A 14,961-nucleotide genomic window follows, 5' to 3' on the forward strand; every position below is an offset into this window, starting at 1 on the left:
GACAACTCCGACAACTGCGCCGACTTCCCCTTCAGGAAAGGGGAATCTAGAGTTCCCCTTTAGTGGAGATCGACTCCGGAAAGAAAATTCACACGCCACCGGGTTAACGCTCTCTTCCCGGTGGGATGGGCGTTGACACCCCCTGACCGCACATGGAACTCTCCGAGTGCGCCCATTGCTGCGGCTGGGCCGACACGGGGCAGTTGGGCATCAGAACGGGGAGATGGAACGCGCATGAGGGCCGTATCCACTGAACACGTCAGGGCCTGCATTCGTCGGGCCGGATGTGAATCCTTCGCCGGAATTTCCTGACAGGGACAACCCGCTGGGGCGACTTCCCGCAAGGGTTCGTACGCCCCGTATCCAGGGATCCGGTCGTACCCCTCCCTCGGGGGTCATTGAGCCAGTATCAACCGCGGCGCCCCGCAGCGGACTTATGCGCTGCTGTGCGCTCCATGCCGTTCGTGGTTCGCGGATCGCGTCAGCTCATGAAGGAGATGCAGTGGAGTTTCACTCATGCCCCGACCCCGGGAGCTCTCCCCAGGGGAATTCCGTGGTCGCCGCCTCCGCCCATGACGGCGACCGCCCGGGCCGCGCAGGACGTATCGCCATCGTCGGGTCGGGGCCCAGGGGTCTCGCGGTCCTCGAACGCATCGGGGCGCGACTCAACGACGTCCCCCCTGGTTCCCGGTTCGAGATCTTCCTGATCGACTCGACCGAGGTCGGCTGCGGTCGCATCTGGCGCACCGACCAGGACGAGCTGTACCGGATGAACACCGTCGCCGACGAGGTGACCATGTTCTCCGGACCGGCGGACGGCGGTCCTGCCCGCCCGGGCGCGGGCCCCTCGCTCGCCGACTGGTGGCGGTCCCACGACCCGGAGGTGGGGCGGAACGAGTACGCCCCCAGAAAGCTCTACGGCCGGTACATGCGGTTCGTCCTGGACGCCACCGAGAAGAGCCTGCCGTCGGGCGTCTCGTTCGAAGGGATACACGCCCGCGTCGTCGACATCGACATCGACGGCGACATCGACATCGCTGGCGACAGCGGTGGCGGGACGGGTGGCGAGCGGGATGCGGAGACCTTTCGCGTACGTCTCGACAGCGGGCGCACGCTCCTTGCCGACAGCGTCGTCCTGGCCACCGGGCACGGACTGCCCCGACTCCGGGGAACCGAGCTCGCTTTCGCCGAATTCGCCGACCGGAATCCCGGCACCGCGTACATTCGGAGCGACTCTCCCGCCGAGATGGACCTCGACGGGATTCCCGCCGGTACACCCACCGGGATCATCGGGCTCGGCCTGTCGGCCTATGACGTCATCTTCTCCCTGACCGAAGGCCGACACGGAAAGTTCCTCGAGGTCGCGGAGAACGAGTACAGCTATCAGCCCAGCGGAGACGAGCCCCTGATCGTCGCGGGGTCCCGCAGCGGACTTCCGTTGCCCGCACGGGGGCGCAATCAGAAGGCGCCCGACTATTCCTACCGTCCGAAGCTCTTCAAGGCGGACGGCATTCTCGCCGGGGCCGGCGGCCGGCCGCTGGACTTCCGGGCGGCCGTCGCCCCGTGGATATTCGCCGAGATGCATCTGGTGTACTACGCGACGCTGGTCCGCGGTCTGGCCGGAGCGTCCGCCGCATCCGCGTTCGTCGAGCGGGCCGAGGAGCGCGGATCCTGCGATCCCCTGGCGATCAGGGCCGTCGCCGAGGACTTCGGGGTCGATGCGGCCCCCGTCGACTTCTTCGCCCTCGCGCGCCCGTTCGACGGGCTCTCCTACGGGTCGCCGGAGGAGTTCACGCGACAGGTGACCGCCTGTGTCCGCGAGGATCTCCGGCACGCCGAGGCCGGGAACCGGCTCGACCCCGTCAAGGCCGCGCTGGACGTCCTCAGGGACACGCGCAGCGAGCTGCGCAGGCTCGTGGACTTCGCGGGGCTCGACGCCTCGTCGCACGCGCGCGACTTCCTCGGATGGTTCAGCCCGCGGAGCTCGCTGCTGTCCTCGGGGCCGCCGAGGAAGCGGGTGTATCAGCTGCTCGCGCTGCTCGATGCCGGGATCGTGCGCATCGCGGGCCCGGACAGCCGGTTCGGGATGCGCGGGTCCACCGGCCGGTTCACCCTCGGATCGCCCGCGGTCGCCGGCTCCGAGACGGAACTCGACGTCCTCGTCGACGCCAGGATTCCCGGCACGGACATCCACCGGGAGACCGCCGGGCTCCTCGCCAACCTCCGTGACCGCGGGACGCTGTCGGAATACGTCAACCGCAGCGGAGAGGGCACCTTCCGCACCGGCGGCGTCGCGACGACAGGTGCCCCCTTCCATCCCGTGGGGCGGGACGGATCCGTGCACGAAGGCCTGCACGTGATCGGCATTCCGACCGAGAACACGCGCTGGTTCACCTTCGTCGGAAGCGGCAGACCCGGTCCCTGGAGCGAGTTCTTCGACGACGCGGACGAAATAGCCAGGCACATACTCAGCCGAGCAGGATGAGGCACAGTGGAAAACGTCATCATGTCGCCGCTCAAATTGCTGCTGCGGAACACGCCGCAGGAATGGGCCGACGCCACCCGGAACACCGCCCATCTGCTGACGGGCACGGACCGCGATCACCCGCCGGAATGGATCAAGGCGCACTACGGTGAGGCGTTCCCCGAGATCGAGTGCTTCGAGAACTACGCACTGAACGACCTCGTCGCCAAGCGCGCCGACCTGCTGCTCGCCGACGGCGGCTTCAAGCGGATCATCCCCCTGGCGGAGGCGGACGTCCTGCGGGCGGCATGGCTGCGCGAACGGCACGGGCTGACCGGCATCCGCCCCGAGGACGCCGTCCACATGCGCGACAAGTTCCTCATGAAGCAGCGTGCCTCCGCGGGGGGCGTACCGGTCGCCGAGTTCAGGAAGGTGCGCAACGCCTTCGAACTGCTCGACTTCGCCGACACGGTGGGCTACCCGGTCGTGCTCAAGCCGATCGCGGGCAAGGGCTCGGCCGACACGTACATCCTCGACTCGGAAGCCGAACTCGACGCGCTGCTGAGCGAGGGAATCTTCGCGGGCATCGAGCGTGAGCCGGACATGCTCGCCGAAGCCTTCGTCGAGGGGACGCAACTGCGCGTCGACGGCTACTACTCCCAGGGCGTCTGCCGCTACATGAGCGCGGCCCGGTACGTGGGCAGCCACATCGACTTCCTGCACGGCGGATTCATGGGCAGCGCGATGCTCGACGCCCGAGGGGACCTCTCCCGCAGGGCCGTCGCCTTCACCAGGAACCTCCTGGAGAACGTGCTGCCGTTCGGGCCGGACGGGCTGTTCCATGTGGAGCTCTGGGAGCGCCCGGACGGCGAACTCGTCCTCGGCGAGGCCGCGCAGCGGCTCGGCGGCGGCTCGATATTCGAGGAGAACCGCGCCGGATTCGGCGTCGACTTCAAGATGGCCGCCGTCCACGCGTTCTGCGGGTTCGACGCGTACGACTGGCCGCCGACGGAAGCCCTCCAGCAGCGGATATCGGGGCAGACCACGATCTCGCCCCGCGTCGGGGTCCTGACGCAGGTCCCCGAGACGGCCCCGTTCGACTGGGTCCTCGACTACACCTGCGCCCCCGCCGGACGCCGCTACCAGGCCATGCGGCACACCAACGGCGAGATCGCGACCTTCATCGTCTCCGGCGACACGAGCGACCAGGTCGAAGAGCGCCTGCGCACCTGCGTCGACTGGTTCTACGCGAACACGGAGTGGTCCGATGCGTGAGGAGACCCCCGCGCTCGCCGGACACCTGCTGATGGTCGGCGGAGCACGCCACGTCCCGCGGGAGTGCTTCCGGGCCGCCCCCGGACTCCGCATCAGCGTGATCTGCCGTCGGGAGGCCGAGGGCAAGGTCTGGGACCGGGCGGACCTGCACCGGCTGCTGATCCTCGACCGGGGAGTCGGCCGGGAGGAATGGCTGGCCCTCGTCCGGGCCGTCCACGCGCACGACCCTGTCGACGCGATCGTCGACTTCACCGAGTCGGACGCGGACAAGACCGCCTACATCGCCGAGCAGTTGGGGCTGCGGTGCTACTCCGGGCGGACCGCTCAGTGGGTCACCGACAAGTACCTCATGCGCGCCCGCCTGAACGAGACGGGCGTCGACGACACCCCCGCACGGAAGGTCGTCGGCCCCGACGCGCTCGCCGCCGCCGCCGACGCGCTCGGCTACCCCGTCATCTGCAAACCCGCGGGCGGCATCGGCAGCCGGGGCATCAGCAGACTGGCGTCGCCCGCGGACGTCCCCCGGGCTTTCGCATGGAGCTCCGAAGGAACCGCGGGCCTGGACGTCGAGGAGCTCATCGCCGAACCCTTCCACCAGGGAAGGGAGTTCAGCGTCGAGTGCATCAGCGAGGACGGGCAGCACTTCGTCGCGGGCATCACCCAGAAGTCCATCGACGAGGACACCTTCGTCGAGGTCGGGCACCTGCTGCCCGCCCCGCTGCCCGAAGCGCGGACAGCGGCCCTCTCCGACACCGTGCGGCGGATGCTCGACGCGCTCGACATCAGGGACGGCGTCACCCACACCGAGGTCATCCTCACCGACGACGCCGTCCGGATCATCGAGACCCACCTGCGCTACGGCGGCGACCGGATCCCCGACATGCTCGCGGCCGCGACGGGCATCGACCTCCAACAGGCCTGGGCCCGCCAGGCCGTGGGCCACTCGGTCGCCGCCGAGATCGAGGCGGCCGTCAAGCGCCACCACAGCGGCGAACGCGCGGACTTCGCGGCGATCCAGTACCGGCTGGCCGACCGCCGTGGCGTGCTCACCGCCGTCCACGGCATCGAGGCCGCGCAGCGGATGCCGGGCGTCCAGGAAGTCGCCACCGTCACCGGAGTCGGAGGGCGCATCGGCGACCTCACCGGCTCGCTCGCCCGTCTCGCGTACGCCTGGGCCCTCGGCGCGACCCCGGAGGAAGCCACGCAACGCGCCCGGGCGGCCGCGGACTCGCTCACCTTCGACCTCGACGACGAACCGGGACACCGCCCGTGATGCTGCGCTCCATGTCCCCCGACGTCCGCCTCCTCGGCATCGCCGTCTTCTTCAACCTGCTGGGCCGGGGCGCCTTCATGGCCTCGTCGGCGCTCTACTTCATCCGGTTCGCGGGAGTGACGGCCGGTGAGCTCGGGATCGGGCTCGCGATCGCCGGCGCCGCCGGCCTCCTGTCCGGTGTTCCCTTCGGGCACCTCGCCGACCGGCGGGGACAGCGCGACGTCGCCGCCGTACTCCTGCTCCTCAGCGGCCTCGCCGCCATGTTCTTCCTGGTCGTCGACGGATTCCTCCAAGTGACCGCCGTCGCGGTGGTGTTCGCGTTCATCGAGCGGGGCGCCTACGCGGCACGGCAAGCGGTCCTCTCGACGCTGACCGCCGGTGACGACTCGACCCTGGCCAGGGCCCAGATCCGGACCATCGGCAACCTCGGCGTCGCGCTCGGCAGCGGCATCGCCGGCCTCGCGATCTGGGCCGACACCCAGGGTGCCTACATGGGTGTCATCGGCTTCAACGCCGCGTCGTACCTCATCTGCGGCCTCATCCTCTTCGCACTGCCCCGCATCCCGGTCGTCCCCGTGGAACCCGGCGCGTCCAAGCTGCCCGTCCTGCGGGACCGCAGATACACCGCCGCCACCATGGTGAACATGATCATGGTGATCCACTTCGCCATGCTCGACATCGGCTTCCCGCTGTGGATCGCCCAGCACACCGACGCCCCGCACTGGATGACGGCCGTACTGATCCTCTTCAACACCGTGGGCTGCGTCCTGTTCCAGGTGTCCGCCTCCCGCCGCATCGGCACGCTCGAATCGGCGCGGCGGTCGTGGCGGCTGGCCGGATTCCTGTTCCTCGGCACCTGCGTACTGACCGGCCTGACGGACGGCACCTCCGCGCTCGGCGCCAGCCTGCTGCTGCTCGTCGCGGCCGGACTCCACCTCTACGGAGAGATCATCCAGTCGGCCGCCGGCTGGGTGATCAGCTTCGACCTCGCCCCGTCCGGCCGCAACGGCCAGTACCAGGGGCTCTTCAACACGGGGTTCGCGTTCTCCCAGATGGTCGCCCCCTTCGTCATCTCCACCCTGGTCATCGAGCACGGCACGGTCGGCTGGATCTGCCTCGGCGCGGCCTTCGCGCTCGCCGGGCTCGCGATGACCCCGGTGCTGCGCATGGCCGACGGAGCAGCGCCGGCCCCCCTTCGCGACAAGGAGACAACCCGCTCGTGAATCCTCGGCCCCCCGTCGCGGTGATCACCACCATCAGCTCCGACGCCCACACCTGGAACCTGGTCTATCTGCAACTCGTCCTGGAGGAGCGCGGCTGGCAGGTGATCAACCTCGGCTCCTGCACACCGGTCGCGCTCGTCGCCGACACCCTCACCGCGGCGGACGTCGACCTCCTCGTGGTCAGCACGGTCAACGGCCACGGCCTCCTGGAGGTCCCCTCCCTGCTCGACGCCGTCTCCCGGGTGCCGGTACGGGCCCGCCCGCCCGTCGTCCTCGGCGGCAAGCTCAACACCCGGGGAGAGATCACCGGCGACGAGGTCCGACGGCTCCGCGACCTGGGCGTGGACGACGTGTTCGTCGGCGAGCGGGCCGTCGACGCGTTCTCCTCGTACCTGTCCGGCTTCGCGGCGCCCCTCACGGCGACCGCGGCTTAGGGACGGACAACCGGCATGGCGCAGACATCCGGCCTCGGCGCGTACGTCGCCGGGGCGAGGAACCGGAACCACCTGGTCGTCCAGTCCCGCATGGGCTTCGCCGACCCCGCCCTCATGCGGGCCGGCCTCGAAGCCGTACGGGACGCCGGCCCCCGCACGGCCGGGACGATCACCCTGGACAGCTTCACCCGCACCGGGCAGTTCCTGCGCGCAGGCCGCGCCATCTCCTCCGGCGAATCGCTCAACGGCTACCCGCTCGTCTCGCACAGCGACGCGAGCAACGCGCGGCTGCTGCGCGGCCTGGACCTGGACGCGTTCCCCGTCCAGGTCCGGCACGGCTCGCCCGAGCCGCAGGAGATCTTCCGCACCATGCTCAGGCTCGGCCTCACCGTCTCGGAGGGCGGCCCGGTCTCCTACTGCCTGCCCTACAGCAGGGTGCCGCTGCGCCGGTCCATCGACGCCTGGTCCGAAGGGTGCCGGATCCTCGCCGACGGCGGCCAGGAATCCGCACACCTGGAGACCTTCGGCGGCTGCATGCTGGGACAGCTGTGCCCGCCCGGTCTGCTGGTCGCCCTCAGCGTCCTGGAATGCCTCTTCTTCGTCGAGCACGGCATCCGCAGCGTCTCCCTCAGCTACGCCCAGCAGACCAACCCGCGCCAGGACCTGGAGGCGCTCCACGCCCTGCGCACCCTCGCCGAGAAACACCTCCCCGGCATCGACTGGCACGTGGTCCTCTACACCTTCATGGGCGTCTACCCGAGGACCACCCCGGGCGCCACCGCGCTGCTGCGGGAGAGCGCCGAACTCGCCGCGGCCTCCGGCTCCGAACGCCTCATCGTCAAGACGACGGTCGAGTCCCAGCGCATCCCCACCGTCGCCGAGAACGTCACCGCCCTCCGCATCGCCGCGGAAGCCGCCCACGGAGCGACCCGCTCCACCGACCCGCCGGGGAGCGAGATCCTGGACGAGGCATCGGCCCTCGTCAACACCACGCTGTCCCTCAAGAGCACGGTGGGCGACTGCCTGCACGAGGCCTTCCGGCTCGGCCTCCTCGACGTCCCCTACTGCCTCCACCAGGACAACGCGAACCGGACCCGCACCGCGATCGACAGCACCGGCTCCCTGCGCTGGGCGTCCCGGGGCGCCATGCCCCTCACCGCACAGGCACCGGCGAACGAACCAGGAGGGGCCGCCGACCGCCTCCTGCAGATGCTCTCCTACAACCAACGCTGTTTCGACGCCCGCTAGCCACCGGCCTGCACCCCCTTCGCCGCCCGTCGGCCACACCGCCGGCCGGACCCGTCACGGCCGACCGCCCGACAGGCGGTCACCGACCCCGGCTCGCCCACCGACCGGAACTCCGCCACTCGTACGTGGGGCGCCCCTCCCGCCCGCTGGTGCGGAACGGCTTGCCCTGGTCGTCCAGGCGCAGCACTCCGTGCCGTGCCCCGATCGACCACGCCAGCTCCAGATCCCACCGCACGTCGTGCAGCTTGGTGTCCGCCGTGACGGACAGGACCAGCGGGTCGGCCTCGCTCACCGTGTACGGGAAGCCGGGCCCGCCCTCCCTGGGCGTCGCGCGCGGAGTCGCGTCGTCGAGGTGCACGTCGAAGGCGTTGCTGTGCACCGTGTTGCCACAGCGCCTGCCCACCTGGAAGTTGTTCCAGTCCGGTGGCGCGCCGACGCTCCGCACGCGGACCTTCATGTCGCGCAGGACGACCGGGCCCGCGCCCAGGCCCTGCAGCGTGACCTCGATGTACTGGCGCCTTGCCGACACGGCACCGAGCTCCCCCACCCAGGCGGGGGCGTCCTGCTCGGCGGGCGGCTGCGGCACGGCGTTCGGCTTCCGGTTCACCAGGAAGCTGTGCTGACAGTCGTCCTCGAAGAGGTACGGCCGGACGCGCGCCGCCACCGGCACGACGGGGTCCTTGCCGTGTCCGCCCGCGGACGCGGGCCCCCTGCCGTCGTCCCGGGCACCGCTCGCCCCCCGGGTGGCGCCGGGCGCGGGGGCACCCGGCCCGCTCCTGGACGCCGGGTCCGAGGAGGCGCTCTCGCCGGTGTCGCCGGGGCCGGTCGTCGCGCCGGGCCGGCCCTTGGCGCCGAACTGCTGCTCGCCGCCTGCCCTGCCGCTCCCCGTACCCGGGGCGGCGCTCTGGGTGGGCAGGGCGCTCAGGTCCGGCGGAGCCGTGGGGCCGACGGCCCGCGGATGCCGGTCGGCGTCCCCGGTGGCTGCCAGGGTGAGGGCGACGGAGCCGATCGCGACGACCGAGGCGGCAGCGGTGAGGAGCGCGGTCCGGCGTCTGCGCGCGGGGGAGAGGGGTGACTTGGCGGTCGCGGTCCCGGGTCCCGACCGCTGCTCGTACTCCGGCTCCGGCCGTGCCGGGCGGGGGCGGGCGGGACGTGGGCTCTTGTCGCGCCCCGGGCCGGTCGCGGCGGTCGGTGACCGGCGGTCGGGCTCGGCGGACGTGCCCGCGGGTTCGGCGGACGTGCCGGAGGGTTCGGCCGGCCGTCCCCGGTCCGCGTCCGCGAGCACCCACTGCCGGTGGATCTCCACCAGCTCCCGCCGGTTCGCCCCGCACAGCCGGGCGAACCGCTCCACCGTCACGAACTCCTGGGGCACCGCCTCGTCGTGGCAGTACCGGTGCACGGTGGACGTACTCGTATGAAGCCGCTTGGCCAGCAGTCCGTAACTGAGCCCCGACCGCTCCTTGAGCTCCCGCAGCAGCTCCGCGAGAGACGTCGTCATCTCGGCCCTCCACCCTCCCGGTAGGTGTCCTTCGCCGCGTGTCCTGACGGTTTCCTACTGCGGGGAGCCGGTGGCACCATCGGCGCGGAGCACGAGCGTGTGGACCGCGGACACCGAAACGGCCGAGTCGGACAGCGCGACGGTCCGTTCGGTGCCGGTGCCGGTGCCGGTGCCGGTGCCGGGATCGGTGCGGGAGGTGTCGCCCGCGTCGTCGCTGCTGATGGAGTACGAGACGCTCGCCGCGTCCTTCGTCCCCGGACCGGCTGGGGCGTCGCCCGCGCCGTGGAAGGCGGCCAGCGACAGGGTCGCGGCGGCGGCGACGGCCAGCAGACCGGCGGCACGGACGGTACCGCGGGCACGGCGGGTAGACGGAGTGGTCACGGCTGAAGTCCCCCCAAGGGATGTCGAGATGCGGCTTCCGGCCCGCACCCGCAGGGCGCCCGGCCGGGCCTTCTGTTCGCTGCACCCCGTCAGATGAGGCCCGCACCGGACCCGTTCACCGACTTCTGTCCGCACTTGGTAACAACACTTGGTAACAAGGGGAGGGGGCGCCACCGGGCCGCGGAAGGCTCGCGTCCGGTGGCGGCGCGAGACCGGCCGCGGCGGCTGGGACCGCCGCGCGGGCCTGGGCGGACCTGCGTACGGGCCTGCGCGGACCTGCGTTGTCAGACCCTCCTGCCAGCATGAAGGCATGGGATTCTTCGACGACTTGGTGCTCCCCGAGGACGCGGCAGCACCGCGTGACGCGCTGGTCCGGCTCGGCCCGCCGGGGGAGGACGCGGCCGCGCGCAGGCCACCGGTCGACTGGTACGCCCCGGCGCTGGTGCCGCAACCGGCGGTGGCCGGTGCCGGGCCGGTCGTCAAGGTGATGCTCACCGGCTGGTCGGTGTGGCCGGGCTCGGTGACACTGCACCTCGCGGTGCATCAGCCGATCTACTGGAACGCGGAGCGGGGCGGCCGGTCGTCCGGGCTCCGGGTGGGGCTCTCGCTCGGGGACGGCCGCCGGGTGACCACGCTCGACCCGGCGGAGGACAGGGTGCTCGGACCGGCACAGTCCTATGCCGTGCGGGCGTCCGGGAGCGACGGGCTGATCCCGCTCGACACCGGGCTGAGCGACCTCCGCCGCACGCTGTTCAAGACCGACGTCGACCTCTACCTGCCCGAGCTGCCGCCCCCCGGTGCGACACGCCTGGTCGTCGAGTGGCCGGACGAGGACGTCCCGGAGACCAGCACCCCCGTCGATGCCGACGCCCTGCGCGCCGCTGCCGCACGGGCCGTCGAGGTGTGGCCGGGGCTGCCGCCGGTGGAACCCGACACGATGCCGAGCTCGTTCGGCGTGCTCCGGATCAGCGGTCCGCCGAACCTGCTCGCCCGGCCGGTGTCGCGCCACGAGCGCCGGATCCAGCGCGAGCAGGAAGCGGCCCGCACGCGCTACGACCCCCGTGCCGACTGGGCGGGGGTCGGTTACGGGGACTGGGGCGACGCGGCACTGATCCGGGCCCGGCTGGACGGCGGCGCACCGGCCGACGCCCTGATCGGGTCGGGCACGACCCCGCTGCACCTGGCGGCGGAGCGGGGGGACGGGGAGTGCGTGGCCGCGCTGCTCCCGCACGTGACCCGGGTCGACGTCGCCGACGACGAGGGACACACCGCGTTGTGGCACGCCGCCTGCCGGGGCGACGGGGGCAGTGTCCGTGCCCTCGTGCGGGCCGGGGCGGACGTGTGGACCCCGCAGACCGGACCGTGGTCGCCGGGCCGGCTGCTGCTGACGACGGAGCTGGCGCCCTTGGTCGCGGATCTGCCGGGGGCCGTCCCGTTGCCGGACGAGGAGCGGGACGCGTTCCGCGCCGCGGACGCGCTCGTCGAGGCCTTCGGGGACGACGTGCCGTGGGTCGAGGGGCTCGGCATCGCGTTCGTCCGTGACCTCGACGAGGACGAGGTCGTCCGGCGGCTGGGCGCCGATCCGGCGCACTGCCCGAGGACCACCCCGGAAGGCGCCCCCTTCGACGAGGACGACTTCGACGCCGCCCTGCGCCACGTGGGGGTGGCGGGCCTGCCCGGCCGCCCCGGAGGCTGTGTCCTCGTACAGAACGGGTACATGCCGGGCGACGACGCCCTGCTGCGCGCGATATCTGCGCACACCACGGCCTACGGGATGTACTTCAACCCCAAGGGCGGCACCCACGGGACCCTGGCCAGGGACGGCCGCTGCGTGGACCACGAGGAGGTCGGCCTCTGTCTCGATGCCACGGATCCGCCCGCCGCCTGGCACTTCCGGTTCTGGCAGACCGGCCCCCGGGCCCGCTTCACGACGCGCGACCTCGCCTACGCGTGCGCGGCGGCCGGGCTGCGGGTCACCGACGGCAGCGTGGCCGCCGACGCGAACCTGCCCCGCCGCTGGGTGGAACTGCCCCCGGAGCTCAGACGCTGAGCCGCTCCGGGCTCCCCGAGCTCTGCCCGGGGATGCGTCCGCAGACCAGGTTGCCCGGCTCGGCCGGATCGTCGCTGATCCAGAACTGGGTCCACAGCGTGGCGAACTCGGGGCGGGTGAGGTAGCCGTCCCCGTCGAGGTCGAGCAGGGGGAAGACATCGCCCGTGTCGAGGGCCCGCCCGTGCCACGTCTCGACGAGCCGCTGGTGTTCGGCGGGGGAGATGCGGCCGTCGCCATCCGCGTCCACGGCGTCGAAAAGGGTGTCGGCGGTGGCGGTGACCTTGTCGCGCATGGTGGGCAACTGGTCGACGACGGAGAGGAGTTCGTTCCAGTCGACCTTGCCGTCGCGGTCGGCGTCGGCGGCCGCGAGCAGCGCGGCCCACCAGCCCATGCAGATCTCCTCGACGCGGGCCCGCAGTTCGGTGCCCGGCTCCACGCCGGGCAATTGGCCCCACCGGGCCGCGAGGGCGTCGAAGTCGTCCTCCCGCAGGTAGCCGTCGGAGTCGGCGTCGAATGCGGCGAACATCGCCTGAAGCTTGTCCTGCTGGAACTGGCTGGCCACAGCTGGGTCCCCCCTTGGTGTCGTACCGGTGGTCTCGCACCGGCGGGTGTCGTACCGGCGCAGCGGCGTGGTGTGCGTGCCGCTGGCCGATGTCTGTCCGCGCGGGGGTGGTTCAGAACGACACGATCGGGTGCATTGATCGACCTCTGCCGGGGGAAGGGCGTGCCGTGCTCAGTGCTCGCTGTCGGAAGCGGGCGCGCCCGGCACCCGGCGGTCCCCGCCGTTGCGGTCCTGCCACAGGCGGTAGACGTCGACGGCCCCCTCGCGCGGGTCGTGCCGCATCGGCATCCGGCGCTCCTGCCACGGCTTGGCGAACTCCTCGTAGAAGGTGCCCAGTTCGAAGTACTTGCGGTCGTCGACGTAGTGCGGCTCGTAGGCGTCGCGGGTCGTGACGAAGACGACCTCGTCGGGCGAGCAGTAGTAGAGGGCTCCCAGGCACATCGGGCACGGCTGGGCGAGTACGTAGATCGTGGTGCCCGTCAGGTGCTCGGTGCCGAGCCGGGTGCACGCGTCACGGATGGCGAGCACCTCCGCGTGGGCCGTCGGGTCGTGGGTCTGGGCGACCTGGTTGGCGGCCTCGGCGATGATCTCGCCGTCCTTGACGATGACCGTGGCGAAGGGGCGGCCGCCGTCCAGCACGTTCTGGCGGGCCAGGTCGACGGTGCGCTGCGCGAAGTCCATGAGATGCCTCCGGTGGTGTCGATGGGTCGGTGCCTTTGACTCCTCCAGGGTGGATGAGCTGCATCTATAGTGTCCAATATGCAGTGAACATAACTGTCATAGATGACATCTATTCCGACACCTGCGGCCGGGTGATCGACATGTGCCGAGAATCGCACAACCATTCGCCAACCCCGCGGGTCATATGCGCGACATGAACGGTAAGAGCCCGATGGGGGAGTCTTGAAGAAGTTCACGGCGGTGCTGGCCACAGGCCTGGTGACCTGCGCCGCCACACTGACTGTCGCGCCCGGGGCGCACGCGGGCGACGGCGGCGCCCGCAGTCGTACGGAGACCGTGCTCGAGGGGGACAAGGTCTACGCCGGCTACGAGCACATGTCCTCGCACTTCCGTCCGGAGGACGTCACTCTGAAGATCCACGCGCGGGGGGACAGCGAGGTCCTCGCCAGCCTGCGCCTCGACGGCACCGACGCGTGCCCCGGGACGAGCGACTGCTACGAGGACACCTTCCGGTCCGGCCCGGTCACCCTGCCGGCCATGGGCGCCTACGTGATCGACGTCGTGGCGCGGGAGGGACAGCCGAACGAGGTCGTCCAGCGCGGGACCGGATACCTCAACTACGGTCTGAACCCCAAGCTGACCCTCAGCAGCAACCGCCCGTGGATCTCCTACGACAACGCGAACATCAAGGTCTCCGGATCCTTGGTGGCCGAGGACCCCAAGACCCACGAGGTGAAGCCGTTCGCCGGGGTGGGCATGTACCACCGGGCCCGGGAGAGCCACGGCGAGGGATGGGTGTGGACGGACGAGGCGGGTCGCTTCACGTCGTCCGAGTACTTCGACGAGTACAGCACCGCCACCACCTTTGAGTACATGTTCGACCAGCAGTACGAGTCGCTCAGCCTGCCGTTCCGCAAGCAGGCGCTGAAGCTCGAGGTCGACGCCCCGACCGGCACGGTCACCGCGCCGTACGGCAGCGAGATCCCCGTCCGGGGCAAGGTGACCCGGATCGCCGACGACGGCACCGAGAAGCCGTTCGCCACCGAGCTGCGGATCGGGGCCTCGGACACCGTGGTCAGCGGCGCGAACGGCACCTTCTCCCGGGGGTACGCCGTCAAGCAGGGCGGCGAGGTGAGCGTCCGGACGACCGATTCAAACTGGTTCACGGCGCCGGCCCCGCACACCTTCACGCTGGCCACGCCGCCGCGCACGAGCAAGCTGTCGGACGTGCAGGCCAAGGTGAGCAAGTACCGCGAGGTCACCTTCACCGGCAAGCTCGGCGTCACGCAGGGCTCGTACCCGGCGGGCACCAAGGCGACGGTGTCCATCGACCGTCGTCCGACGGGCGGTTCCTGGGCGAGCACCGGCACGTTCGAGGCCACCTACGGCGCCTCCTTCTCGGCGTCCTCGCCGAAGAAGGCCGACTCCGGCGCCGAATGGCGGCTCCGCCTGGTCGGCCCGGGTGTGAACGGCGCGACGTCCAAGCTCGGCCGCACGTACACGAAGATCTGGAACGACGGCGTCTCGCCCGAGGGCGTCCGCAAGGGCACCACGCTCACCGCCAAGGGCGGCCTCATGCGCAAGCCGGGCTCGACCTGGCGGCCGTACGCCGGCCAGAAGGTCCGCGTCTGGTTCAAGGCCGCGACCGCCGGTTCCGCGTGGAAGGAGCTCGGCAGCACCAAGACGCTGAGCGACGGCTCGTTCAGCAAGAAGTTCACCGCGGAGCGGGACGGCACGTGGCAGATGCGCTACACCGACACGGTCTCCACCCACTACGCGGACTACGGGACCGAGGACTACGTCGACGTCCGCTAGCGGAGGCGGTGCTCCGAGCACCGGGCCGCGCGTCCTGAGCTCCGCGTACTGAACCCC

Annotated in this window: 12 protein-coding genes; 8 read left to right on the top strand and 4 right to left on the bottom strand. The window is 71.1% G+C overall.

Annotated features, from left to right (window positions below; translation table 11 throughout):
• Positions 1–553 precede the first annotated feature (553 nt).
• The 6 genes from ACFYXE_RS09640 to ACFYXE_RS09665 are packed head-to-tail and all read left to right on the top strand — an operon-like array spanning position 554 to position 7,917.
• Positions 554–2,485, top strand: coding sequence for an FAD/NAD(P)-binding protein (locus ACFYXE_RS09640; protein ID WP_389310699.1), 1,932 nt, complete (start codon positions 554–556; stop codon positions 2,483–2,485).
• 6 nt (positions 2,486–2,491) lie between these two features.
• Positions 2,492–3,739 carry an acetyl-CoA carboxylase biotin carboxylase subunit family protein gene (locus tag ACFYXE_RS09645; RefSeq protein WP_389310701.1) on the top strand — a complete coding sequence of 416 codons (1,248 nt, stop codon included), beginning with the start codon at positions 2,492–2,494 and terminating at the stop codon, positions 3,737–3,739.
• Entirely contained in the window at positions 3,732–5,012 is a 1,281-nt protein-coding gene (locus ACFYXE_RS09650) for an ATP-grasp domain-containing protein (RefSeq protein ID WP_389310703.1), read from the top strand. The genes ACFYXE_RS09645 and ACFYXE_RS09650 overlap by 8 nt, the downstream gene beginning before the upstream one ends.
• Before the next feature lie 11 nt (positions 5,013–5,023).
• Positions 5,024–6,235 carry an MFS transporter gene (locus ACFYXE_RS09655; RefSeq protein WP_361164719.1) on the top strand — a complete coding sequence of 404 codons (1,212 nt, stop codon included), beginning with the start codon at positions 5,024–5,026 and terminating at the stop codon, positions 6,233–6,235.
• On the top strand, positions 6,232–6,669 hold the full coding sequence (locus tag ACFYXE_RS09660) for a cobalamin B12-binding domain-containing protein (RefSeq protein WP_389310706.1): 438 nt from the start codon (positions 6,232–6,234) through the stop codon (positions 6,667–6,669). The genes ACFYXE_RS09655 and ACFYXE_RS09660 overlap by 4 nt, the downstream gene beginning before the upstream one ends.
• Before the next feature lie 15 nt (positions 6,670–6,684).
• Positions 6,685–7,917, top strand: coding sequence for a methylaspartate mutase (locus ACFYXE_RS09665; RefSeq protein ID WP_389310708.1), 1,233 nt, complete (start codon positions 6,685–6,687; stop codon positions 7,915–7,917).
• A 79-nt stretch (positions 7,918–7,996) separates the two neighbouring features.
• Here ACFYXE_RS09665 and ACFYXE_RS09670 read toward each other — a convergent pair whose 3' ends face one another.
• Both ACFYXE_RS09670 and ACFYXE_RS09675 read right to left on the bottom strand, forming a co-directional pair.
• Entirely contained in the window at positions 7,997–9,415 is a 1,419-nt protein-coding gene (locus tag ACFYXE_RS09670; protein WP_389310710.1) for a helix-turn-helix domain-containing protein, read from the bottom strand.
• Between the two features lie 54 nt (positions 9,416–9,469).
• A complete protein-coding gene (locus ACFYXE_RS09675; protein ID WP_389310712.1) occupies positions 9,470–9,796 on the bottom strand; it encodes a hypothetical protein in 327 nt (108 codons plus the stop codon).
• 310 nt (positions 9,797–10,106) lie between these two features.
• Here ACFYXE_RS09675 and ACFYXE_RS09680 point away from each other — a divergent pair, with 310 nt between their 5' ends.
• Complete coding sequence (locus ACFYXE_RS09680) at positions 10,107–11,846, top strand: ankyrin repeat domain-containing protein (protein ID WP_389310714.1); 1,740 nt, start codon at positions 10,107–10,109, stop codon at positions 11,844–11,846.
• On the opposite strand, the gene ACFYXE_RS09685 is transcribed toward ACFYXE_RS09680, so the two are convergent.
• Together ACFYXE_RS09685 and ACFYXE_RS09690 are read right to left on the bottom strand one after the other, a co-directional pair.
• Positions 11,836–12,408 (bottom strand): EF-hand domain-containing protein, encoded by a 573-nt coding sequence (locus ACFYXE_RS09685; RefSeq protein WP_389310716.1) that lies wholly within the window; start codon positions 12,406–12,408, stop codon positions 11,836–11,838. The genes ACFYXE_RS09680 and ACFYXE_RS09685 overlap by 11 nt on opposite strands.
• A 171-nt stretch (positions 12,409–12,579) precedes the next feature.
• Positions 12,580–13,089 carry a nucleoside deaminase gene (locus ACFYXE_RS09690; protein WP_389310718.1) on the bottom strand — a complete coding sequence of 170 codons (510 nt, stop codon included), beginning with the start codon at positions 13,087–13,089 and terminating at the stop codon, positions 12,580–12,582.
• Positions 13,090–13,311: 222 nt separating this feature from the next.
• Between ACFYXE_RS09690 and ACFYXE_RS09695 the strand changes: the two genes are divergently transcribed.
• Complete coding sequence (locus tag ACFYXE_RS09695) at positions 13,312–14,904, top strand: hypothetical protein (protein WP_389310720.1); 1,593 nt, start codon at positions 13,312–13,314, stop codon at positions 14,902–14,904.
• Positions 14,905–14,961 lie beyond the last annotated feature (57 nt).

The sequence above is a fragment of the Streptomyces sp. NPDC002564 genome (genome assembly GCF_042889645.1).
GTDB lineage: Bacteria > Actinomycetota > Actinomycetes > Streptomycetales > Streptomycetaceae > Streptomyces.

Excerpts from the sequence above, each read along its gene's own strand:
- ACFYXE_RS09650 (WP_389310703.1), top strand. The coding sequence starts at position 3,732 with ATGCGTGAGGAGACCCCCGCGCTCGCCGGACACCTGCTGATGGTCGGC.
- ACFYXE_RS09655 (WP_361164719.1), top strand. The coding sequence starts at position 5,024 with ATGTCCCCCGACGTCCGCCTCCTCGGCATCGCCGTCTTCTTCAACCTG.
- ACFYXE_RS09665 (WP_389310708.1), top strand. The coding sequence starts at position 6,685 with ATGGCGCAGACATCCGGCCTCGGCGCGTACGTCGCCGGGGCGAGGAAC.
- ACFYXE_RS09670 (WP_389310710.1), bottom strand. The coding sequence starts at position 9,415 with ATGACGACGTCTCTCGCGGAGCTGCTGCGGGAGCTCAAGGAGCGGTCG.
- ACFYXE_RS09680 (WP_389310714.1), top strand. The coding sequence starts at position 10,107 with ATGGGATTCTTCGACGACTTGGTGCTCCCCGAGGACGCGGCAGCACCG.
- ACFYXE_RS09690 (WP_389310718.1), bottom strand. The coding sequence starts at position 13,089 with ATGGACTTCGCGCAGCGCACCGTCGACCTGGCCCGCCAGAACGTGCTG.